This window comes from Pseudomonas sp. PK-RTE-24 (assembly GCF_054052265.1).
In genome coordinates this window covers 1,357,193-1,381,828 of sequence record NZ_CM133224.1, presented here as the reverse complement: position 1 = coordinate 1,381,828, position 24,636 = coordinate 1,357,193, and the positions used below count along the sequence as shown (strand labels likewise).

General features: G+C 57.5%; 13 protein-coding genes, 2 tRNA genes, 4 rRNA genes and 1 pseudogene. 10 read left to right on the top strand and 10 right to left on the bottom strand.

What is annotated here, in order from left to right; translation table 11 throughout:
* Window positions 1-155: 155 nt before the first annotated feature.
* From ACV8MC_RS05990 to ACV8MC_RS05975, 4 genes are all read right to left on the bottom strand, one after another.
* On the bottom strand, window positions 156-1,589 hold the full coding sequence (locus ACV8MC_RS05990) for an NAD(P)(+) transhydrogenase (Re/Si-specific) subunit beta (RefSeq protein ID WP_252879194.1): 1,434 nt from the start codon (window positions 1,587-1,589) through the stop codon (window positions 156-158).
* Window positions 1,589-1,909 (bottom strand): NAD(P) transhydrogenase subunit alpha, encoded by a 321-nt coding sequence (locus ACV8MC_RS05985; RefSeq protein ID WP_003220416.1) that lies wholly within the window; start codon window positions 1,907-1,909, stop codon window positions 1,589-1,591. Before ACV8MC_RS05985 ends, ACV8MC_RS05990 begins: the two co-directional genes overlap by 1 nt.
* 15 nt (window positions 1,910-1,924) lie before the next feature.
* The gene (locus tag ACV8MC_RS05980) at window positions 1,925-3,046 is read right to left on the bottom strand and encodes a Re/Si-specific NAD(P)(+) transhydrogenase subunit alpha (RefSeq protein ID WP_041476446.1); all 1,122 of its coding nucleotides are present in this window, start codon (window positions 3,044-3,046) and stop codon (window positions 1,925-1,927) included.
* A 434-nt stretch (window positions 3,047-3,480) separates the two neighbouring features.
* Complete coding sequence (locus ACV8MC_RS05975; protein WP_056791320.1) at window positions 3,481-4,380, bottom strand: LysR family transcriptional regulator; 900 nt, start codon at window positions 4,378-4,380, stop codon at window positions 3,481-3,483.
* A gap of 157 nt (window positions 4,381-4,537) precedes the next feature.
* On the opposite strand from ACV8MC_RS05975, the gene ACV8MC_RS05970 reads away from it, so the two are divergent.
* From ACV8MC_RS05970 to rrf (ACV8MC_RS05935), 8 genes are all read left to right on the top strand, one after another.
* Entirely contained in the window at window positions 4,538-5,719 is a 1,182-nt protein-coding gene (locus ACV8MC_RS05970) for an acyl-CoA dehydrogenase (RefSeq protein WP_024015035.1), read from the top strand.
* 14 nt (window positions 5,720-5,733) lie between these two features.
* Window positions 5,734-6,954, top strand: coding sequence for a CaiB/BaiF CoA transferase family protein (locus ACV8MC_RS05965; protein ID WP_457264753.1), 1,221 nt, complete (start codon window positions 5,734-5,736; stop codon window positions 6,952-6,954).
* Window positions 6,955-7,584: 630 nt separating this feature from the next.
* Window positions 7,585-9,121: ribosomal RNA gene (locus ACV8MC_RS05960) — 16S ribosomal RNA — on the top strand.
* 81 nt (window positions 9,122-9,202) lie between these two features.
* Window positions 9,203-9,279 (top strand) — tRNA-Ile (locus ACV8MC_RS05955).
* 30 nt (window positions 9,280-9,309) lie between these two features.
* A tRNA-Ala gene (locus ACV8MC_RS05950) sits at window positions 9,310-9,385 on the top strand.
* A 247-nt stretch (window positions 9,386-9,632) separates the two neighbouring features.
* A 23S ribosomal RNA gene (locus ACV8MC_RS05945) occupies window positions 9,633-12,526 on the top strand.
* 154 nt (window positions 12,527-12,680) lie between these two features.
* Window positions 12,681-12,796, top strand: a 5S ribosomal RNA gene (gene rrf, locus ACV8MC_RS05940).
* A 105-nt stretch (window positions 12,797-12,901) separates the two neighbouring features.
* Window positions 12,902-13,017: ribosomal RNA gene (rrf, locus tag ACV8MC_RS05935) — 5S ribosomal RNA — on the top strand.
* Together the 16S, 23S and 5S rRNA genes with 2 tRNA genes alongside form the textbook arrangement of a ribosomal RNA operon.
* 66 nt (window positions 13,018-13,083) lie before the next feature.
* Here rrf (ACV8MC_RS05935) and ACV8MC_RS05930 read toward each other — a convergent pair.
* From ACV8MC_RS05930 to ACV8MC_RS05915, 4 genes are all read right to left on the bottom strand, one after another.
* Window positions 13,084-14,262 (bottom strand): PepSY-associated TM helix domain-containing protein, encoded by a 1,179-nt coding sequence (locus ACV8MC_RS05930; RefSeq protein ID WP_457264751.1) that lies wholly within the window; start codon window positions 14,260-14,262, stop codon window positions 13,084-13,086.
* 75 nt (window positions 14,263-14,337) lie between these two features.
* Window positions 14,338-16,839, bottom strand: coding sequence for a TonB-dependent siderophore receptor (locus tag ACV8MC_RS05925; RefSeq protein WP_457264749.1), 2,502 nt, complete (start codon window positions 16,837-16,839; stop codon window positions 14,338-14,340).
* Between the two features lie 87 nt (window positions 16,840-16,926).
* Complete coding sequence (locus tag ACV8MC_RS05920) at window positions 16,927-17,928, bottom strand: FecR domain-containing protein (RefSeq protein ID WP_095181158.1); 1,002 nt, start codon at window positions 17,926-17,928, stop codon at window positions 16,927-16,929.
* Window positions 17,928-18,428, bottom strand: a complete 501-nt coding sequence (locus ACV8MC_RS05915; protein ID WP_041479723.1) for a sigma-70 family RNA polymerase sigma factor — start codon at window positions 18,426-18,428, stop codon at window positions 17,928-17,930. The genes ACV8MC_RS05920 and ACV8MC_RS05915 overlap by 1 nt, the downstream gene beginning before the upstream one ends.
* 311 nt (window positions 18,429-18,739) lie before the next feature.
* Here ACV8MC_RS05915 and ACV8MC_RS05910 point away from each other — a divergent pair.
* A pseudogene (locus tag ACV8MC_RS05910) lies at window positions 18,740-19,717 on the top strand (cache domain-containing protein); the annotation flags it as partial.
* Window positions 19,718-19,834: 117 nt separating this feature from the next.
* Window positions 19,835-20,620, top strand: a complete 786-nt coding sequence (locus ACV8MC_RS05905) for a methyl-accepting chemotaxis protein (RefSeq protein WP_370593577.1) — start codon at window positions 19,835-19,837, stop codon at window positions 20,618-20,620.
* A gap of 127 nt (window positions 20,621-20,747) precedes the next feature.
* Here the strand turns inward: ACV8MC_RS05905 and ACV8MC_RS05900 are convergent, their stop codons facing one another.
* Window positions 20,748-21,215: an SRPBCC family protein gene (locus ACV8MC_RS05900; RefSeq protein WP_457264746.1), complete on the bottom strand. Its 468-nt coding sequence runs from the start codon at window positions 21,213-21,215 to the stop codon at window positions 20,748-20,750.
* A gap of 22 nt (window positions 21,216-21,237) precedes the next feature.
* Complete coding sequence (locus ACV8MC_RS05895) at window positions 21,238-24,630, bottom strand: non-ribosomal peptide synthetase (protein ID WP_457264744.1); 3,393 nt, start codon at window positions 24,628-24,630, stop codon at window positions 21,238-21,240.
* Window positions 24,631-24,636: the final 6 nt, after the last annotated feature.

Sequence of the window (24,636 nt, the reverse complement as noted above, 5' to 3'; positions counted from 1 at the left end):
CTGTCCCGCTACCAAGGTCGCAAACGAGGCCTCTATTTCGCGGGTTTGCAGTAAAACACCGTTACCGGATCTGCAACAACGCGGCAAATTGTCCAGCGTCTGGCGCAAACAAAAACGCCCCGACAAGTCGGGGCGTTCGCTATTGCAGTGGTGAATTACTCGACCGCTTTGACCATGTCTTCGATGACTTTCTTCGCATCGCCGAAAACCATCATGGTCTTGTCCAGATAGAACAGTTCGTTGTCCAGACCGGCATAGCCGCTGGCCATCGAGCGCTTGTTGACGATGATGGTCTTGGCCTTGAACGCTTCGAGAATCGGCATGCCGGCAATCGGTGACTTCGGATCGTTCTTCGCGGCCGGGTTGACCACGTCGTTCGCGCCGAGCACCAGCACCACGTCGGCCTGACCGAACTCGGAGTTGATGTCTTCCATCTCGAACACCTGGTCGTAAGGCACTTCGGCCTCGGCGAGCAGGACGTTCATATGCCCAGGCATCCGACCGGCCACCGGGTGGATCGCGTACTTCACAGTCACGCCACGATGGGTCAGCTTCTCGGTCAGCTCCTTCAGCGCATGTTGTGCACGCGCTACTGCTAAGCCATAACCCGGCACGATGATCACGGTGTCGGCGTTGGTCAGCAGGAAAGTCGCGTCATCCGCCGAGCCGGATTTCACCGGGCGGGCTTCCTGCGCACCGACAGGACCTGCATCGGCTGTGTTGCCGAAACCGCCTAGCAGCACATTGAAGAAGGAGCGGTTCATTGCCTTGCACATGATGTACGAGAGGATCGCACCGCTCGAACCCACCAGCGAGCCGGCAATGATCAACATCGAGTTGTTCAGCGAGAAGCCGATCCCCGCCGCCGCCCAGCCGGAATAGCTGTTGAGCATCGACACCACCACCGGCATGTCGGCGCCGCCGATCGGGATGATGATCAGCACGCCCATCACGAACGCCAGCGCCAGCATCAGTGCGAACGCCGTAAGGTTGCCGGTGAACATGAAAGTCAGACCGAGAACCAGCGTTGCCAGACCCAGAATCGCATTGAGCTTGTGCTGGCCACTGAACTGTACCGGTGCGCCCTGGAACAGGCGGAACTTGTACTTGCCCGAGAGCTTGCCAAAGGCAATCACCGAGCCGGAGAAAGTGATCGCACCGATTGCCGCACCGAGGAACAGCTCCAGACGGTTGCCCGCCGGGATCGCATCGCCCAGCTGTTTAACGATACCCAACGACTGCGGCTCAACCACTGCCGCAATGGCAATGAACACCGCCGCGAGGCCGATCATGCTGTGCATGAACGCTACCAGTTCCGGCATCTTGGTCATTTCAACGCGTTTGGCCATGATCGAACCGGCGGTGCCGCCGACCAGCAGGCCAACGATGACGTAACCGATACCGGCTGTAGCGAGCTCAGCCCCGAGCTTATAGATCAGGCCGACCGTTGTGATGATGGCCAGCGCCATGCCAAGCATGCCGAACAGGTTGCCGCGCCGCGAGGTGGTCGGGTGGGACAGGCCTTTGAGGGCCTGGATAAAGCAGATCGACGCGATCAGGTAGAGCGTCGTCACGAGATTCATGCTCATTACTTCGGCGCCTCTTCTTTTGCTTTCGGGGCTTTCTTTTTGAACATCTCAAGCATGCGGCGAGTGACCAGGAAGCCACCGAACACATTGACCGCCGCCAGTGCCACAGCCAGCGTGCCCATGGTCTTGCCCAAAGGCGTGACTGTCAGCGCAGCGGCGAGCATGGCGCCGACGATCACGATCGCGGAAATGGCGTTTGTGACTGCCATCAACGGCGTGTGCAGCGCAGGTGTAACGTTCCAGACCACGTGGTAACCGACATAAATCGCCAGCACGAAGATGATCAGGTTGTAGATACCGGGGGAGATAAGCTCTTCCATCGTCTGAATCCCTGCTTAGGCGTTTTTGCGGATGACTTGGCCGTCGCGGCACATCAGGCACGCGGCGACGATGTCGTCTTCGAGGTTGACGTCGAACTGGCCTTCCTTGGTGAACACCAGCTTGAGGAAGTCCAGCAGGTTGCGTGCGTACAGCGCCGAAGCGTCGGCGGCGACTTCACCGGCGAGGTTGGTCGGACCGACGATCGTCACACCGTTTTCCACAACGACCTGATCGGCGACGGTCAGCGGACAGTTGCCACCCTGAGCGGCCGCTAGGTCGATGACCACCGAGCCCGGCTTCATCTGCGCCACGGTCTCGGCGCTGAGCAGCGTCGGCGCTTTGCGGCCCGGAATCAGCGCGGTGGTGATGACGATATCGGCCTGCTTGGCGCGCTCGTGCACGGCCTGGGCCTGACGCTGCATCCAACTCGCCGGCATCGGCCGCGCGTAACCGCCGACACCGACGGCGCATTCGCGCTCTTCATCGGTCTCGTAAGGCACGTCGACGAACTTCGCGCCGAGGGATTCGATCTGTTCCTTCACCGCTGGGCGCACGTCGGACGCTTCGATCACCGCACCCAGGCGTTTCGCCGTGGCAATCGCCTGCAAACCGGCCACGCCTGCACCAAGAATCAGCACCCGCGCCGCTTTCACGGTACCCGCAGCAGTCATCAGCATCGGCATGAAGCGTGGGTAATAGTGAGCCGCGAGCAACACCGCTTTGTAGCCGGCGATGTTCGCCTGCGACGACAACACATCAAGACTCTGCGCCCGCGAGGTGCGCGGCGCCGCTTCGAGGGCGAACGCGGTAATGCCGCATTCGGCCATCTTCGCGATGGTCTCGTTGTTGAACGGGTTGAGCATGCCCACGAGCACCGTGCCGCGCTTGATCAGCGGCAGTTCGGCATCGCTTGGCGCGACCACTTTGAGAATCAGCTCGGCGCCAAACGCGTCATTGGCGCTGCCAATGCTTGCGCCGGCCGCTTCATAGGCACTGTCGACGACACTGGCTTTGACGCCAGCGCCGCTTTGCACAGTGACCTTATGGCCTTGGCTGATCAGCTTCTTGATGGTTTCCGGGGTTGCAGCAACCCGTGTTTCACCGGTCTGGGTTTCGAGAGGAACACCAATGTGCACGTCAAATCTCCTGCGTGATCTTATTGAGTAAACCCATGCACTACGGATGGTGCGACTGGGGCGGCCGATCAGCACGATCCCGCCGAATCAGGGCGGGGCGCGGCATTTTGCAGGCGAACTTTATGCCCTTCAAGGGATTATGACGGGTGACGGAAAATTAACTACAAGTCATGCCGTGACCGAATGTCGCAGATGGCCAGTTGAACCCCTTGCAGGCCGTGCCCTGCAAGGATTCTGGCTGAATTTGAAAAAAATTCGCATCGGTGGCGTGAATAGGCAGCAATGAGTCGCCATTAGAGGCTCAAAGCCACGTGTTTGGTAGCTTGTGGGACGTCTGTACGACTTTCGGATACAGTCTGCTTAAAAGCGACATATAGTTATATCTGTAGGGCTTTGGTTTTTCTGACTACGGGGTTAGGTATTGCGCAAAGCCTTTATTCTTCTAGGCTGTAGCTCTGCGCCTGATTTACCAGCCAGTCACGAAATGCCTTCAGCGATGCCGATTCGACCTTTCGCTCCGGAATCATCAGGTAATAGGCCTTGATGCTGGAAAGCGCTTGAGAGTTGGCAACCACCAGACGTTTCTCTGTCAGCTCGCGCTGAATCAGAAACGGCGGAATCAGCGCGACGCCCATGTCGTGCATGGCTGCCTGGGCAAGCATGGAGAATAGCTCGTAGCGTGGACCTGTCATGTCGCGAGGGATATTCAATTGCTGCGAGTTGAACCATTGGCGCCAGGCGTAAGGTCGGGTGGTTTGCTGCAGCAGCGGTAGTTCAGCGATGGCTTGCGCTGTCAGATGTTTGCGATTGCCAAGTAGGGTGGGGCTGCACACCGGCATCGGATTCTCGCCCATCAATCTGTGGGATTCGGTACCCGACCAGTCGGCGTCGCCGAAGTAAATCGCGGCATCGAATTCGGTGTCGGCAAACAGGAATGGCCGGGTGCGGTTGGTCAGGTTGACGGTCACTTCAGGGTGCTTGAGCTGGAAATCCTTGAGGCGTGGCAGCAGCCATTGCGTGCCGAAGGTCGGGACGACGGCGAGCTCGATGACGTTGGTGCCCTGCTGGCCCATCACCGAGAGGGTGTCGCGCTCCACTGCATCGAGCTGAGTCGCCACCCGACGACTGTAGGAAAGACCCGCCTCGGTCAGTTTCACTCCACGTCGCGAGCGTCGGAACAGTTCCACGCTGAGGAAATCTTCCAGGCTGGCGATCTGTCGGCAAATGGCGCCTTGGGTGAGCGACAGTTCTTCAGCAGCACGGGTAAAGCTCTCATGGCGGGCGGCAGCTTCGAAACTGATCAGGGCGGCGGTGCTGGGGATCTTCCTGCGCATGTACGTCAACCTCACTAATGCGCCGCATAAAAGGCTATTCGCGACGGTACGGAGTGAGAAATTAGCACAACAGAATGCGAAATCCTCGTTTGCTCCGAAGGCGAACCGCGCCTAGGATCAATGCCACGTTAATTCACCCGATTGCGAGGGCACACTCATGGGCGGTAAAGCTAGCTTCAACTGGATCGATCCCCTGCTGCTGGATCAACAGCTCACCGAAGAAGAGCGGATGATCCGCGACACCGCCGCGCAGTTCGCTCAACAGAGTCTCGCCCCGCGTGTGCTCGAAGCTTTCCGTCATGAAAAGACCGACCCGGCAATCTTCCGCGAGATGGGTGAAGTCGGCCTGCTCGGTGCGACCATTCCCGAACAATACGGTGGCAGCGGTCTGAACTATGTCAGCTACGGCCTGATTGCCCGTGAGGTCGAGCGCGTCGACTCCGGCTATCGCTCGATGATGAGCGTGCAGTCCTCGCTAGTGATGGTGCCGATCAACGAATTCGGTACCGAAGCACAGAAGCAGAAGTACCTGCCGAAACTGGCTTCCGGCGAATGGATCGGTTGCTTCGGTCTGACCGAGCCAAACCACGGTTCCGATCCGGGCGCGATGATCAGCCGGGCGCGCAAGGTCGATGGCGGCTACAGCCTGACCGGCGCGAAGATGTGGATCACCAACAGCCCGATCGCTGACGTATTCGTGGTCTGGGCCAAGGATGATGCCGGCGATATCCGTGGATTCGTTCTGGAGAAAGGCTGGAAAGGTCTGAGCGCTCCGGCGATTCACGGTAAGGTCGGCCTGCGCGCTTCCATCACCGGCGAGATCGTCATGGACAATGTGTTCGTGCCGGAAGAAAACATCTTCCCGGACGTCCGAGGTCTGAAAGGTCCGTTCACCTGCCTCAACTCCGCACGCTACGGCATTTCCTGGGGCGCACTGGGCGCGGCCGAGTTCTGCTGGCACACCGCGCGTCAATACACTCTGGATCGTCAGCAATTCGGTCGACCGTTGGCCGCGACTCAACTGGTGCAGAAGAAACTCGCCGACATGCAGACCGAGATCACTCTGGCGCTGCAAGGCTGCTTGCGACTGGGCCGGATGAAAGACGAGGGTACCGCCGCCGTTGAAATCACTTCGATCATGAAGCGCAACTCCTGCGGCAAGTCGCTGGATATTGCGCGGATGGCGCGCGACATGCTCGGTGGCAATGGTATCTCCGATGAGTTCGGCGTGGCCCGTCATCTGGTCAACCTGGAAGTGGTGAATACCTATGAAGGTACCCACGACGTTCACGCGCTGATCCTCGGGCGTGCGCAAACCGGTCTGCAGGCGTTCTATTAATAGGAGGGCGGACCATGGGCGCGCTGTCGCATCTACGGGTACTGGATTTATCACGAGTGCTGGCCGGGCCTTGGGCCGGACAGATCCTCGCCGACCTGGGTGCCGAGGTGATCAAGGTCGAGCGCCCGGGCAATGGTGATGACACCCGCGCTTGGGGCCCGCCCTTTCTTAAAGACGCTTACGGCGAGAACACATCGGAAGCGGCTTATTACCTCTCGGCCAACCGCAACAAGCAATCGGTGACCATCGACTTCACCCGTTCTGAAGGTCAGAAGCTGGTGCGCGACCTGGCGGCGAAGTCGGACATTATGATTGAGAATTTCAAAGTAGGTGGTCTGGCGGCCTATGGTCTGGACTATGAGTCGCTGAGGGTTCTCAACCCGAATCTGATCTACTGCTCAATCACCGGCTTCGGCCAGACCGGCCCGTACGCGAAGCGCGCAGGGTATGACTTCATGATCCAGGGGCTTGGCGGCTTGATGAGCCTGACCGGCCGGCCTGACGGAGATGAGGGCGCCGGTCCGGTGAAAGTCGGTGTCGCGCTCACGGATATTCTTACTGGGCTGTATTCAACGGTGGCGATCCTCGCGGCGTTGGCTCATCGCGATCACGACGGTGGTGGCCAGCACATCGATATGGCGTTGCTGGATGTGCAGGTCGCGTGTCTGGCTAACCAGGCGATGAACTACCTGACCACGGGCAATGCGCCAAAGCGTCTGGGAAATGCGCATCCCAACATCGTGCCTTATCAGGACTTTCCTACGGCGGATGGTGACTTCATTCTTACCGTGGGTAATGACGGGCAGTTCCGCAAGTTCGCAGAGGTGGCTGGCCGACCGCAGTGGGCGGATGATCCGCGCTTCGCGACCAACAAGCTGCGGGTAGCGAACCGCGCGGTGCTGATCCCGTTGATCCGCCAAGCTACGGTCTTCAAGACGACCGCCGAGTGGGTTGCACAACTGGAACAGGCGGGCGTGCCTTGTGGGCCGATCAATGATTTGTCGCAGGTGTTTGAAGATCCCCAGGTGAAGGCGCGCGGTCTGGCTATCGAGCTACCTCATGCATTGGCGGGGATGGTGCCTCAGGTGGCCAGCCCGATTCGATTGTCGGAGACGCCCGTTGAATATCGTCATTCGCCTCCTTTATTAGGTGAGCACACATTAGAGGTTCTGCAGCGGGTGCTGGGTCTGGGGGCCGGCGCGGTGGCTGCGTTAAAGGAGGAAGGCGTCCTTTAAGTCTTCTTCTATATAGAAGAAGCTCTTTTCTCATTTGATTGGATGTTTTTTAACCAATACGCAAGTTATTGAAAGAAAAGCGAAATTAACGGTTGACGGCAGATTCCAGAGGTCTATAATTCGCCCCACTTCCGGCGCAGTCGAAACGGAAAACTCCTTGAGATTCAGAGAGTTACGCAGTTTTCGACAGCGGCTTGCTTCAGGTCATCGAAGCCTGGAAGGAGTTGAAAGGGCAGTGATGTGTAGCTCTTTTAACGGTTCGATCTTCTCGGTCGAAAGCGGAGAAAAAGAGGTGTTGACAGCAGCGATCAACGCTGTAGAATTCGCCTCCCGCTAACGAGAGATCGGAAGCGCAAGTGGTTGAAGTTGTTGAAGAATTCTTCGAAAACTTCTGAAAATAATCACTTGACAGCAAATGAGGCTGCTGTAGAATGCGCGCCTCGGTTGAGACGAAAGATCTTAACCAATCGCTCTTTAACAACTGAATCAAGCAATTCGTGTGGGTGCTTGTGCAGTCAGACTGATAGTCAACAAGATTATCAGCATCACAAGTTACTCCGCGAGAAATCAAAGATGTAACCAACGATTGCTGAGCCAAGTTTAGGGTTTCTTAAAAACCCAAAGATGTTTGAACTGAAGAGTTTGATCATGGCTCAGATTGAACGCTGGCGGCAGGCCTAACACATGCAAGTCGAGCGGATGAGAGGAGCTTGCTCCTGGATTCAGCGGCGGACGGGTGAGTAATGCCTAGGAATCTGCCTGGTAGTGGGGGACAACGTTTCGAAAGGAACGCTAATACCGCATACGTCCTACGGGAGAAAGCAGGGGACCTTCGGGCCTTGCGCTATCAGATGAGCCTAGGTCGGATTAGCTAGTTGGTGAGGTAATGGCTCACCAAGGCGACGATCCGTAACTGGTCTGAGAGGATGATCAGTCACACTGGAACTGAGACACGGTCCAGACTCCTACGGGAGGCAGCAGTGGGGAATATTGGACAATGGGCGAAAGCCTGATCCAGCCATGCCGCGTGTGTGAAGAAGGTCTTCGGATTGTAAAGCACTTTAAGTTGGGAGGAAGGGTTGTAGATTAATACTCTGCAATTTTGACGTTACCGACAGAATAAGCACCGGCTAACTCTGTGCCAGCAGCCGCGGTAATACAGAGGGTGCAAGCGTTAATCGGAATTACTGGGCGTAAAGCGCGCGTAGGTGGTTTGTTAAGTTGGATGTGAAATCCCCGGGCTCAACCTGGGAACTGCATCCAAAACTGGCAAGCTAGAGTATGGTAGAGGGTGGTGGAATTTCCTGTGTAGCGGTGAAATGCGTAGATATAGGAAGGAACACCAGTGGCGAAGGCGACCACCTGGACTGATACTGACACTGAGGTGCGAAAGCGTGGGGAGCAAACAGGATTAGATACCCTGGTAGTCCACGCCGTAAACGATGTCAACTAGCCGTTGGGAGCCTTGAGCTCTTAGTGGCGCAGCTAACGCATTAAGTTGACCGCCTGGGGAGTACGGCCGCAAGGTTAAAACTCAAATGAATTGACGGGGGCCCGCACAAGCGGTGGAGCATGTGGTTTAATTCGAAGCAACGCGAAGAACCTTACCAGGCCTTGACATCCAATGAACTTTCCAGAGATGGATTGGTGCCTTCGGGAGCATTGAGACAGGTGCTGCATGGCTGTCGTCAGCTCGTGTCGTGAGATGTTGGGTTAAGTCCCGTAACGAGCGCAACCCTTGTCCTTAGTTACCAGCACGTAATGGTGGGCACTCTAAGGAGACTGCCGGTGACAAACCGGAGGAAGGTGGGGATGACGTCAAGTCATCATGGCCCTTACGGCCTGGGCTACACACGTGCTACAATGGTCGGTACAAAGGGTTGCCAAGCCGCGAGGTGGAGCTAATCCCATAAAACCGATCGTAGTCCGGATCGCAGTCTGCAACTCGACTGCGTGAAGTCGGAATCGCTAGTAATCGCGAATCAGAATGTCGCGGTGAATACGTTCCCGGGCCTTGTACACACCGCCCGTCACACCATGGGAGTGGGTTGCACCAGAAGTAGCTAGTCTAACCTTCGGGAGGACGGTTACCACGGTGTGATTCATGACTGGGGTGAAGTCGTAACAAGGTAGCCGTAGGGGAACCTGCGGCTGGATCACCTCCTTAATCGACGACATCAGCTGCTGCATGAGCTCCCACACGAATTGCTTGATTCATTGAAGAAGACGATAGAAGCAGCCCGAAATTGGGTCTGTAGCTCAGTTGGTTAGAGCGCACCCCTGATAAGGGTGAGGTCGGCAGTTCGAATCTGCCCAGACCCACCAATTTTGTGTGGGAAACGCCTGTAGAAATACGGGGCCATAGCTCAGCTGGGAGAGCGCCTGCCTTGCACGCAGGAGGTCAGCGGTTCGATCCCGCTTGGCTCCACCACTACTGCTTCTGAAGTTTGAAAGCTTAGAAATGAGCATTCCACCGGTTTGGTGATGAATGTTGATTTCTAGTCTTTGACTAGATCGTTCTTTAAAAATTTGGGTATGTGATAGAAAGATAGACTGAACGTTACTTTCACTGGTAACGGATCAGGCTAAGGTAAAATTTGTGAGTTCTCTTAGTTGAGAAATTCGAATTTTCGGCGAATGTCGTCTTCACAGTATAACCAGATTGCTTGGGGTTATATGGTCAAGTGAAGAAGCGCATACGGTGGATGCCTTGGCAGTCAGAGGCGATGAAAGACGTGGTAGCCTGCGAAAAGCTTCGGGGAGTCGGCAAACAGACTTTGATCCGGAGATGTCTGAATGGGGGAACCCAGCCATCATAAGATGGTTATCTTGTACTGAATACATAGGTGCAAGAGGCGAACCAGGGGAACTGAAACATCTAAGTACCCTGAGGAAAAGAAATCAACCGAGATTCCCTTAGTAGTGGCGAGCGAACGGGGACTAGCCCTTAAGTGGCTTTGAGATTAGCGGAACGCTCTGGAAAGTGCGGCCATAGTGGGTGATAGCCCTGTACGCGAAAATCTCTTAGTCATGAAATCGAGTAGGACGGAGCACGAGAAACTTTGTCTGAATATGGGGGGACCATCCTCCAAGGCTAAATACTACTGACTGACCGATAGTGAACTAGTACCGTGAGGGAAAGGCGAAAAGAACCCCGGAGAGGGGAGTGAAATAGATCCTGAAACCGTATGCGTACAAGCAGTGGGAGCAGACTTTGTTCTGTGACTGCGTACCTTTTGTATAATGGGTCAGCGACTTATTTTCAGTGGCGAGCTTAACCGAATAGGGGAGGCGTAGCGAAAGCGAGTCTTAATAGGGCGTCTAGTCGCTGGGAATAGACCCGAAACCGGGCGATCTATCCATGGGCAGGTTGAAGGTTAGGTAACACTGACTGGAGGACCGAACCGACTACCGTTGAAAAGTTAGCGGATGACCTGTGGATCGGAGTGAAAGGCTAATCAAGCTCGGAGATAGCTGGTTCTCCTCGAAAGCTATTTAGGTAGCGCCTCATGTATCACTGTAGGGGGTAGAGCACTGTTTCGGCTAGGGGGTCATCCCGACTTACCAAACCGATGCAAACTCCGAATACCTACAAGTGCCGAGCATGGGAGACACACGGCGGGTGCTAACGTCCGTCGTGAAAAGGGAAACAACCCAGACCGTCAGCTAAGGTCCCAAAGTTATGGTTAAGTGGGAAACGATGTGGGAAGGCTTAGACAGCTAGGAGGTTGGCTTAGAAGCAGCCACCCTTTAAAGAAAGCGTAATAGCTCACTAGTCGAGTCGGCCTGCGCGGAAGATGTAACGGGGCTCAAACCATACACCGAAGCTACGGGTATCATCTTAGGATGATGCGGTAGAGGAGCGTTCTGTAAGCCTGTGAAGGTGAGTTGAGAAGCTTGCTGGAGGTATCAGAAGTGCGAATGCTGACATGAGTAACGACAATGGGTGTGAAAAACACCCACGCCGAAAGACCAAGGTTTCCTGCGCAACGTTAATCGACGCAGGGTTAGTCGGTCCCTAAGGCGAGGCTGAAAAGCGTAGTCGATGGAAAACAGGTTAATATTCCTGTACTTCTGGTTATTGCGATGGAGGGACGGAGAAGGCTAGGCCAGCTTGGCGTTGGTTGTCCAAGTTTAAGGTGGTAGGCTGAGATCTTAGGTAAATCCGGGATCTTAAGGCCGAGAGCTGATGACGAGTGTTCTTTTAGAACACGAAGTGGTTGATGCCATGCTTCCAAGAAAAGCTTCTAAGCTTCAGGTAACCAGGAACCGTACCCCAAACCGACACAGGTGGTTGGGTAGAGAATACCAAGGCGCTTGAGAGAACTCGGGTGAAGGAACTAGGCAAAATGGCACCGTAACTTCGGGAGAAGGTGCGCCGGTGAGGGTGAAGGACTTGCTCCGTAAGCTCATGCCGGTCGAAGATACCAGGCCGCTGCGACTGTTTATTAAAAACACAGCACTCTGCAAACACGAAAGTGGACGTATAGGGTGTGACGCCTGCCCGGTGCCGGAAGGTTAATTGATGGGGTTAGCTAACGCGAAGCTCTTGATCGAAGCCCCGGTAAACGGCGGCCGTAACTATAACGGTCCTAAGGTAGCGAAATTCCTTGTCGGGTAAGTTCCGACCTGCACGAATGGCGTAACGATGGCGGCGCTGTCTCCACCCGAGACTCAGTGAAATTGAAATCGCTGTGAAGATGCAGTGTATCCGCGGCTAGACGGAAAGACCCCGTGAACCTTTACTATAGCTTTGCACTGGACTTTGAATTTGCTTGTGTAGGATAGGTGGGAGGCTTTGAAGCGTGGACGCCAGTTCGCGTGGAGCCATCCTTGAAATACCACCCTGGCAACTTTGAGGTTCTAACTCAGGTCCGTTATCCGGATCGAGGACAGTGTATGGTGGGTAGTTTGACTGGGGCGGTCTCCTCCTAAAGAGTAACGGAGGAGTACGAAGGTGCGCTCAGACCGGTCGGAAATCGGTCGTAGAGTATAAAGGCAAAAGCGCGCTTGACTGCGAGACAGACACGTCGAGCAGGTACGAAAGTAGGTCTTAGTGATCCGGTGGTTCTGTATGGAAGGGCCATCGCTCAACGGATAAAAGGTACTCCGGGGATAACAGGCTGATACCGCCCAAGAGTTCATATCGACGGCGGTGTTTGGCACCTCGATGTCGGCTCATCACATCCTGGGGCTGAAGCCGGTCCCAAGGGTATGGCTGTTCGCCATTTAAAGTGGTACGCGAGCTGGGTTTAGAACGTCGTGAGACAGTTCGGTCCCTATCTGCCGTGGACGTTTGAGATTTGAGAGGGGCTGCTCCTAGTACGAGAGGACCGGAGTGGACGAACCTCTGGTGTTCCGGTTGTCACGCCAGTGGCATTGCCGGGTAGCTATGTTCGGGAAAGATAACCGCTGAAAGCATCTAAGCGGGAAACTTGCCTCAAGATGAGATCTCACTGGAACCTTGAGTTCCCTGAAGGGCCGTCGAAGACTACGACGTTGATAGGTTGGGTGTGTAAGCGCTGTGAGGCGTTGAGCTAACCAATACTAATTGCCCGTGAGGCTTGACCATATAACACCCAAGCAATTTGCTGACCTGAAAAGGCACCAGATTGCGGTGTGTGAAGACGAAACGAACCGAAAGTTCGAAACTCACAAACACCTAGCTGTCACATACCCAATTTGCTGAAGCGAGGCCATCTGGTCCCGAGTCAGTACCCGAATTTCTTGACGACCATAGAGCGTTGGAACCACCTGATCCCATCCCGAACTCAGCAGTGAAACGATGCATCGCCGATGGTAGTGTGGGGTTTCCCCATGTGAGAGTAGGTCATCGTCAAGATTAAATTCCGAAACCCCAATTGCGAAAGCAGTTGGGGTTTTGTTTTAGTAGAAGTTCCTGTTTTTGCTGGCTTGTTACCGTGTTGACGGGCCAGATAAAGAATTTCTTGACGACCATAGAACATTGGAACCACCTGATCCCATCCCGAACTCAGCAGTGAAACGATGTATCGCCGATGGTAGTGTGGGGTTTCCCCATGTGAGAGTAGGTCATCGTCAAGATTGAATTCCGAAACCCCTGTCTGCTAACGCAGACAGGGGTTTTGTCATTTAAGCGTGTACGAAAGATCATGCCATTCTGCGAGTCTTGCTGCTGCGTCTTGCCCGCCACTTGCGCCACCAGATATAAACGCCAGTCCCTGACAACCCCGCAATCAACACACCCAGTACCGCGATTATTACCTGCCCTGTCACCCCGATGATCCGTCCCCCATGTATGGGCAACTGGAGTCGATAGAACTGCTCTCCAAGCGTGCCCTGTCCCGCGATCTCCTGTCCCAATAATCGGCCATCGGTACCGTGAAAAAACAACCAGGATTTACCGTGTGCGTCCGTATCGTGCTGTCCAAATCCTGCGCCGTAGAAGTTGTACTCAAAGCTGTAATACAACTCGCCGATTGCCACCGTCAGCCCTAATCGCTTCCCTTCCTGCAATGCCCTTTCGTACGCCTGTTGATAACTCAACTGTGTCGTCCCCAGTTGATTGGCGGGCATTCGTCCTCTGGCTTCATAAACGCTCGGCTCGATGGGCGAAAACAACGAAACTGCAGGCTTGAACACCACGCTCGGCAAGTTCATCGCCACGCTGCTGACGGCGATCGGTAACAGCAGCAGCCACAACCACAATCCTCCGGCGCGATGCAGATCGAAGTTCAAGCGGTAGGCATGCCCGCCTTTGACCTTCCAAGCAGTCGCCCACTTCTTCCAGAAGGGCTTGCCCCGCGGCAAGGTCAGGAACAATGCGACAAAGCAGTCGATCACCCACGCGATCGCCACCCCACCCATCAACAGCAATCCCCAGTTACCGGGCAATGTCAGGTTGTAATGAAACTCCAGAATGAACGGGATGAAGTTCTCTCGTTGAAAACAGCATTCACCCCAGTAGCGCGCGCCTTTTTGCTCCGCGCTGATCGGGTCCAGATAGAACACCTGATTGCGCTCATCGAACGGCTGGCCCGTCGCCGGATCTTTACGCGGAACGGCCGCCAGCAGCGCCGTATGCCCCGCCTCCTGCGGATACTCCATGTACCAGACTTGCAGTTTCGGATGTGCAGTTTGCACCGCCTCTACCAACGCGCCGGGCGGCAGGCGCTCACCCACTGACGTCGCTTTATAGAATTGCGGATTCAGCCATTCATCCAGTTCATGATTGAACGCCAGCACACTGCCTGTAAGGCCCGCCAGCAATAGAAACACCGCAATGGCCAGGCCGATATATCGATGCAATAAAACCAGAAACGCACGCATACAGAACACCCCCGAAGAAACGACAAAGCCAGCCCCTGATATCAGGGGCTGGCTTTTTATGCACAGGACACGGCTTTAGAACTGATAGCTGACGGTCGCCGCTACGTTGCGTTCTTCGCCCATGTAGCAGAAGTTGAGGCTGGCGCAGGACGCGACATAGGATTCATTGGTCAGGTTGTTCGCGTTGAGCCGTACATCCACACCCTTCAAGCCGACCTTGCCCAGGTCATAACCAATCGAGGCATCGAACAGCGTGTAAGACGGCACCTTCATCGTGTTCTCCGCATCGGCCCAGCTGTAGCCGACATAGCGCACCCCACCACCCAGGCGCAGCCCATCAAGTGCGGCGCTGTCGAACTTGTAGTCAGCCCACAGCGAGGCCATGTGGCGCGGCGCTTGAGTCGGCGAGTTGCCCTTGTTTTCGATTACATCGCTCGGCGTACTCAAAGTGCTGATCATCGATTTTGAATATTCGATATCAGTGAAGGTGTAACTGCCGAGTACTTTGAAGTTGTCGGTCAGTTGCATGTGCGCCTCCACCTCCAGACCTTGCGAGCGCACAGCGCCGACTGCGCGATAGAAGTTTTCCTGCGGCAGTTTGGTCGCGAGGTTTTCCTGGTCGATGCGGAACAGCGAGGCGGTGAACAGATTGTCGGTGCCCGGCGGCTGGTACTTCAAACCGACTTCCCATTGTGTGCCATCGGTAGGAGCCAATGGGTTGCCGGCGCTGTCGGCATAGGAGTTCGGGTTGAAAGACTCGGAGTAGCTGATGTATGGCGCCAGACCGTTATCAAACAGATATAAAGCGCCGGCACGCCCAGTGAGTTTCGTGCGCCGATCATTGATCTCTGTACCAACCGGACGCCCCGCTTCGGCGATGCGGTTTTCATCGGATGTCTCGACCCAGTCCTGACGCAGGCCCAGCGAGAAGCGCCACTTGTCCATCTCGATCAGGTCTTGCAGGTACACACCGGTCTGTTCGAGGCGACGCAGATAGCTGGTGTCGCCGTACATTTCGATCGCCGAGTTGCCGTATACCGGATTGAACGCATTGATCGGCGCCAGTCCACCACTGGTCCAGTCGACCACGGTTTTGCGCCGTTGATAATCCGCGCCCATCAGGACTGTGTGCTTGGTCGCGCCGGTGAAGAATTCGGCCTGCAGCATGTTGTCGACGATAAACGCATGCAGGCGCTCATCACCGCCGGTGTAATAACGGTTCAGTTCATTGCTGGTCGGAGTGGTCCAGCCATAGGCGTAGACCTGATCCATGTTCACTTTGGAATCGAGATAACGGAAATTCTGCCGGGCGGTGAAGACATCGTTGAAGCGATGTTCGAACTGATAGCCAAACGACTGCTGGTCACGGGAGTAGCCATCGATCCCCGGCTCGCCCTCGAAGAAGCGCGGCGAGATGCGCTCGCCATTGCGCTGATGGACTGTGCCGTCCGCCGGAACGCCGCCGTGATAGCCGCCGTCCGGATCGTGCTGCAGATAGGCTTGCAGAGTCAGCGAGGTGTCTTCGCTGAAATCGACGCTCAGCGTCGGCGCAAGGGCGAAGCGTTTTTCCTTGTTATGGTCGAATTGCGTGTCGGACTGATCGCTTAGTCCGGTCAGACGATAGGCAATGCGCTTGTCGTCATCGACCGGACCGCTGAAGTCAAAACCAACCCCACGCTGGCCTTGCGTCCCCACTGTCGCCTGCACCTGATGGTAGGCCTCATACAACGGCTTTTTGCTGGTCAGCGCGACCAGACCGCCGGGCGAGCTACGGCCGTACAGCACGGACGACGGGCCTTTGAGAATGTCCACACGCTCAAGGAAATACGGATCGACCTGCATGGTGCTGTAGGTGCCGCTGTCGCCCATCGACTTGAGGCCGTCGAGGTAGATGTTGTCCACCGAGCCGTCGTTGAAACCGCGCATCGCCACGTAGTCGTAACGGTGCGTAGCGCCATACGGGTTGGTCAGCACGCCCGGGGCGTAGCGCATCGCTTGCGAGACGGTCTGCGAGCCTTGGTCATCCATTTGCTCGCGCGTGACCACCGATACGCTTTGCGAGGTTTCCAGCAATGCGGTACTGGTCTTGGTGGCGATCTGGCTGTGCGTGGCGTTGTAGCCGGCCATGCTGCCCAGCGCGTTGCCGAGGGCAAAACCTTTGATATCAGTGGTCGGCAAGGCCAGAGCTTCGCTTTCAGCGAGTGGGCGCAGAATGTAGCTGCTGCCGTCCTGGCTGACGGCTTCCAACCCTGAGCTGCCGAGCAAATGGCTCAAGGCCTGGTCGGTCGAATATTCACCCTGCACGCCGGGTGATTGCTGACCTTGAGTCTGTTGCGGTGTCATCGCCAGGGTGATACCGGCCTGCCGGGCAAACTGATTCAACGCCTCGCCCAATGGCCCGGCAGCAATGTTGTAGCGGTGGCTGATCTCGGTGCCGGTGTTGGCGGCCAGACTCAGGCTCGGTAACACGCTGACGCCCAGCGCAGTGGACAACAGCGCTGCCCGAACCGCATGGCGCAGCAGTGTCGATTCTGCAGTGAAATTCAGAGGGTTCTTACAAGTGGCGCGGACAGTCATTGTGGATTTCCGTAGGCAGTCGCGGGGGCTGAGTTGAAGTGCTTACTGACTAAGCCGGACTGCCTGCGAAAACCCGCCAAAAAATGTTCAGACCGCACGCTCCAGAGTCACCCACCAGCGGGTGCGATAACGCAATTGCACCGGCAGCGTCTGCGGCAGGACCGCCAGCAGCCTGTCGGTGTCCTCCAGACGGAACACCCCAGAGAGGCGCAAGTCTGCGATATCCGCCGCGCAACTCAGAAAACCCGGGCGATAACGGGCGACTTCAGCAAGAAAATCACCCAGGCGCATATTGCGCGTGACGACCAAACCGTCGAGCCAGGCGCCCGCATCCATATCCGGCGTCGGCGCTGCGCGCAAACCGCTTTGGTCGACCAGAAAACTTTGCCCGGCGAGCGCTTCGAGGGAATGACCGCCAGCGCGAACCAACACTCGGCCGCGGGTAACGCTGAGCCGCGTGCACTGATCGTCCTGACGCAAAATGAAACGCGCGTCGAACGGTTCATAACTCCCGTGGCGATTCTGTATGCGCAGCGGTCGATCGGCCGCCGCGCCTTCGTCAGAGCCACCGCAGGTAACGATGATTTCGCCACGGGTCAGTTTGATCAGGCGCTGCTGCGCGGTGTAATCCAGGTCCACGGCGCTGGCGGTATTGAGTTCGATGCGCGTGCCGTCGGGCAACTGGAAACCGCGCCGTTCGCCGGTCGCCGTCGCGTAGTCGGCGCTCCATTGCTGCCAAGCGGCGCTGTCCTTGGCCAGCCACGCGGCGGAGCCCATCAACAGCGCGCCCGACAACAACTTCAAGGCCTGGCGTCGGCCCAGCCCCTGCGCACTGTTTTCCAAGGTATTGAAAGCGACCTGCGCACCCGGCACGGCGCGCAGACTGGAGCTCAATTCGGCTTGCAGCGACTGTACCCGCTGCCAGGCGATTTCATGTTCGTGATGCTCGGCGCGCCACTGCTCGCATTGGCGAGTCAGCCGCGAATTGCCGTGGTTATTGCGCAGCCGCAGCAGCCAGTGAATCGCTTGCTTGACCACGTGTTGACGCGGCTCGACGCGGCGACCGAGTGAGAGATTATCCACAGGCATCAGCTTTCATATCGCAACACATAGCAGTGATACAGCGCATCGGCGACGTAGCGTTCCACTGAACGTACCGACACGCCCAACTGCTCGGCGATCTGTTTGTGAGTCAAACCTTCGCACTGCGCCAGGAGAAACGCCTGACGCACTTTCGGCTTCAACCCCTCAAGCATGCGCGCAATGCTTTCCAGCAGTTCCAGCACCAACGCGCGCGATTCGGCGTCAGGTACTTCGCCTTCAGGCAAATGAGCAATGGTTTCCAGATAGGCCCGCTCGATTTCCTCGCGACGCCAATGATCGATCACCAGGCCGCGCGCGATGGTCCGCAGGAAAGCGCGAGGCGCTTTGAGTTCGAGGCGTTCAGTACGTTGCAGCAGGCGCAGGAAAGTGTCCTGAGCCAGATCCGCCGCATCCGCTGCGTTGCCCAGCCGCGCGCGCAACCAGGCATTGAGCCAGCCGTGATGACTACCGTAAAGCGCCTGTACGACCAACTCAGGTGAAGACATGACACGCCAGCCCGAACGTCACAAATGATAATTAGTCGCATTGTCATCAAGGGTTACAGATTTTGCAACCGTCGTCCCTATGGCGGTTGTGAAAAATTCCCTCGCAGCCGCTCTGGCACGCCGTTCGGCGGGAATCCTGTCCTAAAACCGTCCATTTCTCACGCGGCCCTAAGATTTCTCCGCCGTTGGCCGACAGACTGGTGAGAAATGCGTGCACCAAAGTAGAGCGGCCAGAAGAACGCTGCCTGCGCTGTACATGGAATGTTGCAACCGGAACGCATCCCCACTTTTGGCATAAGAAGTCCCATGAAATGAATCTCAAGTTCAGCCATAAAATCCTCCTGGCCGCTTCGGGCGTCGTCGTCCTGGCGTTCGCGCTGTTCACGCTCTACAACGATTACTTGCAGCGAAACACCATTCGCCAGAATCTGCAGTCCTCTGTGCAGCAGGCCGGTGACCTCACCGCCAGCAGCGTGCAGAACTGGATGAGCGGACGGATTCTGGTGCTGGAAAACCTCGCGCAGAACGTTGCCCATCAAGGCAGGAATGCCGACTTGCCGGGCCTTGTCGATCAACCGGCCTTCACTTCGAATTTCCAGTTCACTTATGTCGGGCAGGCCAACGGTGTCTTCACCCAGCGTCCCGATGCGAAGATGCCGGACGGTTACGATCCGCGTCAGCGGCCTTGGTACAAGCAGGCCGTGGCCGCCGACAAAACCATGCTGACCCCGCCGTACATGGCGGCAGTCGGTGGCCTGGTGGTGACCATCGCCATGCCGGTGAAGAAGGACGGTGAATTGCTCGGTGTGGTCGGTGGTGACCTGAGCCTGGAAACCCTGGTCAAGATCATCAACTCGGTGGACTTCGGTGGCCTCGGCCATGCGTTTCTGGTCAGTGCTGACGGTCAGGTGATCGTCAGCCCGGACAAAGATCAGGTAATGAAAAACCTCAAGGACATCTACCCGAACACCAGCGTGCGCATCGAGAAGGGCAACCAGAACGTCGTGCTCAACGGTCAGGAGCGCATTCTTTCGTTCACCCCGGTCAGCGATCTGCCGAATGCGCAGTGGTACATCGGTCTGTCGATCGATCGCGACAAGGCCTATACCGCCCTCAGCCAATTCCGCACCTCAGCGCTGATCGCGATGTTTGTCGCGGTCGCGGCGATTGCGTTGCTGTTGAGCCTGTTGATCAATGTGTTGATGCGTCCGCTGACCACCATGGGCCGCGCGATGAAAGACATCGCCCAAGGCGAGGGCGATCTGACCCGGCGTCTGGTGGTCGAGAGCAAAGACGAGTTCGGTGAGCTGGGCAGCGCGTTCAACCAGTTCGTCGAGCGCATTCACGCTTCGATTTCCGAAGTGTCGTCGGCGACTCGTCACGTTCACGACTTGTCGCAACGGGTGATGGCGTCGTCCAACGCTTCGATCGTCGGTTCCGACGAGCAAAGTGCGCGCACCAACAGCGTGGCGGCGGCGATCAATCAGCTGGGCGCGGCCACTCAGGAAATCGCGCGCAACGCGGCCGATGCTTCGCAGCACGCCAGTGGCGCCAGCGAGCAAGCTGACGACGGTCGTCAGGTGGTCGAGCAAACCATTCAGGCGATGACCGAGCTGTCGCAGAAAATCAGCCTGTCGTGCACACAGATCGAAACCCTGAACGCCAGCACCGACAACATTGGCCACATTCTCGATGTGATCAAAGGCATCTCGCAGCAGACCAACCTGCTGGCGCTCAATGCTGCCATCGAAGCCGCACGTGCCGGTGAAGCCGGGCGCGGTTTTGCCGTGGTCGCCGATGAGGTGCGCAACCTTGCGCATCGCACCCAGGAATCGGCGGAAGAGATCCACAAGATGATCACCTCGCTGCAGGTCGGCTCGCGTGAGGCGGTGAGCACGATGAACGCCAGTCAGGCGTCCAGCGAGCAAAGCGTGGAAGTGGCGAATCAGGCCGGCCTGCGTCTGGTCAGCGTGACTCAGCGTATCGGCGAAATCGACGGTATGAACCAGTCGGTGGCCGCTGCGACTGAAGAGCAGACTGCGGTGGTGGAAACTCTCAACGTCGACGTCAACCAGATCAACCTGTTGAACCAGCAGAGCGTGGCCAACCTCAACGAAACGTTGAAGGATTGTGATGCGTTGTCGCAGCAGGCGAACCGGTTGAAGCAGTTGGTCGACAGCTTCAAGATCTGATTCACAGATCGCAGACCGCGTTATCGTTCTTCGCGAGCAGGCTCGCTCCCACAGGGAAAATGCATTCCAAATGTGGGAGCGAGCCTGCTCGCGAAAGCGGCGGTTCAATCACCGCCAAACCGATGCCTTAAACAAACAACTTCAAGACATTGCCCATCGCATCATCGGCAAACCCTTGCACGAATTCCCTGAATCCCGGCAACGCCTCTTCCCCACCGGAAGCCGGTTCGGCAATGATCGTCCAGGTCGCTCGCGACTTCCCTTCGCTCAGCGATTCCACCTGCATTGCCGCCCACAGATTCGCCACCCCCAGGGTGTTGTAAATCGTCGTCCAGGTCATGCGCTGTGCCTGTTCATCGCGCGAGTTGAGTTGTTCGACCACGACGTTGCCGTCCTTGAAGATTTTCTTGCGCAGCGAAGACACGCCCTCGCCGGTCATTTCGGTGTGCGACAGCGCCGGAATGAATCGTTCGAAGCCAGCGAAATCGCCAACGATCGCCCAGACTTTTGCCGCGTCCGCCGGCACTTCCACCGACGACACAACGTGGCAGCCTTGCGGGTTTTTGATCAGGGTGTCGGGTTGCAGATTGCTCATGGTGTTGCTCCTTTGGGATGAGTCAGATGAAGTTGATTTCTTTCAGGTAGTCGCAGCCGCGACGCAGCAGCGCCGGGGATTTCTGCGGGTAGTGCGCGCCCATCTGCTGCACGCCGGCCTCGGCGTTGGCGTGGCCGATCAGCGAGATGTCGCCGATGTCTTCTTCAAAGCCGTTGAGGTAGAAACCGAGCACGCCGAACAGCGCGTTGTCGGCGTCGACCCGACTCAGTTGCTGTTGCCAATCGGCGACGCTGACCAGCGCAAACTCGCTACCGGTTTCGCGGAACGAAGCGACGTAGGCATCCCAGCTCAGCGGCTCGGGGTTGTGCAGGTTGAACACCGCACGATCCGCTGAATAACGGCTGGCATGGAAGGCGATGAAGCGGGCGAGAAAGTCCACTGGCATCAGGTCGAAATTCAGCGCAAAGGCCGGTACCTGACCGAGCTGGATCGAGCCCTTGAGCATCAGCATCAAACGGTTCTTGTGCGGCTGGCAAACGCCGCTGAGGCTGTTGAAGCTGATGTTGCCGGGGCGATAAAGATTGACCCGTACACCGCGCTCGCGCGCCCGCTCAAGGATACGTTCGCCGACCCACTTCGACAGGTTGTAGCCGTTGCGAATGTAGATCGGCGGCGTCGCGGCGGCGGGCAGTTCCAGCACTCGACCGGCGTCATCCACGGTGCTGGATGCCGACAGCGTCGAGACAAAGTTGAAGAGCTTTTTGCGCTGCCCTTCGCACAGCTTCAGCAGGGCGAAAATCGGCTCGACGTTGTCCGCCGCCAGGGACTCGTAATCGAGCACGTGGTTGACGTTGGCGGCGTTGTGTACCAGTGCACCGAACTCGCGGTCCAGGCGCTGATAATCCTCATCGCCGAGACCCAGTTGCGGACGGCTGATATCAGCTGCGTAAACCCGCACACGACTCAGGTCGAGGTGCTCCAGACGGTTTTCGCGCAGTGCCTGAGCGAAGCGTTGCGCCGCCGTTTGCCCGGCGCTATCTCGCACCAGACAGGCCACCTCGCTGGCGCCCCAACCGAGCAGCGCTTCGACGATGTGCACGCCGACAAAACTGTTGGCACCGGTGACGATGACCTTGTGCACATCGCCCATGCGGCTGATCGGCAACGGTTCGATATCAAGCTCGCGCTCGGCGTCGGCCATGGCCTGGGCGCTGAGTACCGCGCTGTCGGCGCTGCCGCGCACCAGCGTCGCCAGTTTGCTGATCGTCGGCTGTTCGATGAAGCGATTGATTGAAATGCTTCGGCCGAATTCCTCACGCAAGCGCAGCAACATCCGCGACAGCAGAATCGAATGACCACCGAGATTGAAGAAGCTTTCGTCAGTGGAAATGTCGCTGGTCGGCAGTTCCAGCAACTCGGCCCAGATCTCCAACAGCAGCGCTTCATCAGCATTGGCCGGCAGGCATTTCGCAGCGCTGTCCTGCACCGTCACCGGCAATGCAAGCAGCGCGTTGGGATCGACTTTGCCGTTGCTGGCGAACGGCATCTGCGCCAGTTCAGTCCATGCCACCGGCTGCATGTAGTCCGGCAGAAATTGCCGGGCATGCGCCTTCAATTCATCCCGGGCAGTCTCGGTCTGTGGCTGAGCGAGGAACGCCAGAATGCGCCGCTGACGGTCGATGACCACGGCAATCTGCCGATACAAGCGGCTCTCGCGCAGGCAGCGTTCGATCTCTTCCGGCTCGACGCGAAAGCCACGGATTTTCACCTGATTGTCGCGCCGCCCGCACAGCTCGATACCGTGCTCGCCCCACTGGGCCATGTCGCCGCTGCGGTAGGCGCGCAGGGTTTCGCCGCCGGGCAGTGACAGGCTCAGATAACGCTCGGCGGTCTGCTGCGGATTGTTCAGGTAACCGAGGCAGACACCAGGGCCGACGATGAACAGCTCACCGACGGTTTGATCAGGCACCGGTTGCAGATCGTCGTCGAGAATCAGCACCCGACTGTTGGCGATTGGCCCTCCCAGCGTGCGGTTGCTGTCGCCCGGTTTGAGCTGGCGCGCGGTGATCAGCACGGTGGCTTCGGTCGGGCCATACAGGTTGTGCAGGGTGCCTTGGCGGGTCAGTTGCTCGATGACGTACGGCTCGCAGACATCACCGCCGGTCATCACCTGCACGCCCTCCAGTTGCTCCAGTGGCAGGATGCTCAACAATGCCGGCGGCAGGAAGGCGTGGGTCAGTTGCCGTCGGCGAATCAGCGCAACCAGCTGCAATGGATCGCGGCGCTGGGTGTCGTCGGGCACGACCAGTTCTGCCCCTGCGAGCAGGCTGGGGAAGATGTCGATCAGCGATGAATCGAAGCTCAGCGATGAGAACTGCAACACCCGACTCTCGGCGTGCAACTGCACGTAGTCGGCGTACCACGCGGTGAAGTGAGCGAGATTGGCCTGGCTGAGCAGCACGCCTTTCGGATGCCCGGTGGTGCCCGAGGTATAAAGCGCCATGCACGGCGCTTCGAGCTCGGGCCAGCGCTGCGTCAGCGGTCGATCGCGAGCGGCGTCCATTGCCCCGATGTCACTGACATCCAGCCCCGCCATCGATTCGCTGAGCGCCTGCTGTCCATCGTGAAGCAACAGCACCGCGCCGGCGTTTTCCAGGATGTATTGCTGACGCGGCAATGGATGGCTCGGCTCCAGCGGCAAGTACACCGCGCCGCTTCCGAGAATCGCCAGAATCGAGGCGAACAGCGCCGGGCTTTTGCCTTGGCAGACAGCGACCACCCACGGCTGCGGATGTTGCTCGAGCAAGGGCAGCAGGCGCTGTTGAATCGCGCGGCTGTGGGCGTGCAGTTGCTCGTAGCTGATGGTCTTCCCGCCAACATGCAGCGCCGGTCGTTCCGCATATTCGATCAGGCTTTGTCGCAGGCGCTCGATCAGCGGGATCTGCGCTTGTTGCAGCAGCGCCGGATTTGCCGTGTCGTTGAGACGGTGGACATACGCCAGTTTGTCGAGAAACAGCAGATCTTCCAGCCGTTCGAAATCCGGCGCTTTGAGGGCCGGGGCATGCCTCAAATAATCGGCATCGCGGGAAAAGCGGCTGACCAGCAACGCCACTTCGTCGACCACATGAGCAAGCGCTCGTTGGCGTAGCGACTGACCGTTGCCGGACGGCTCATCGCCAATCGGCACACGGCTGATCAGCGACGAGCCGAGAAAGCACAGCAAGTCGAGGGTCGGCAGGCCGCCATGCTCTTGCGCGGCGATACCCAGGCGCAGGTGCAGATGCGGGATCGCGCAGAAGTCGCCGGCAGCGATAAAGCCATCGTCGATGATCAGATCCACCGCCGTTTGAGCCACGCCGCTGCGGGTCACAGCATGGCCATGCTGTTCGAGCTCCCGGGCCAGATCGGTCATGGCCTGGCTGGCGCCGGTGAGCAAAATGTCGAGACGTTTCATGTCAGC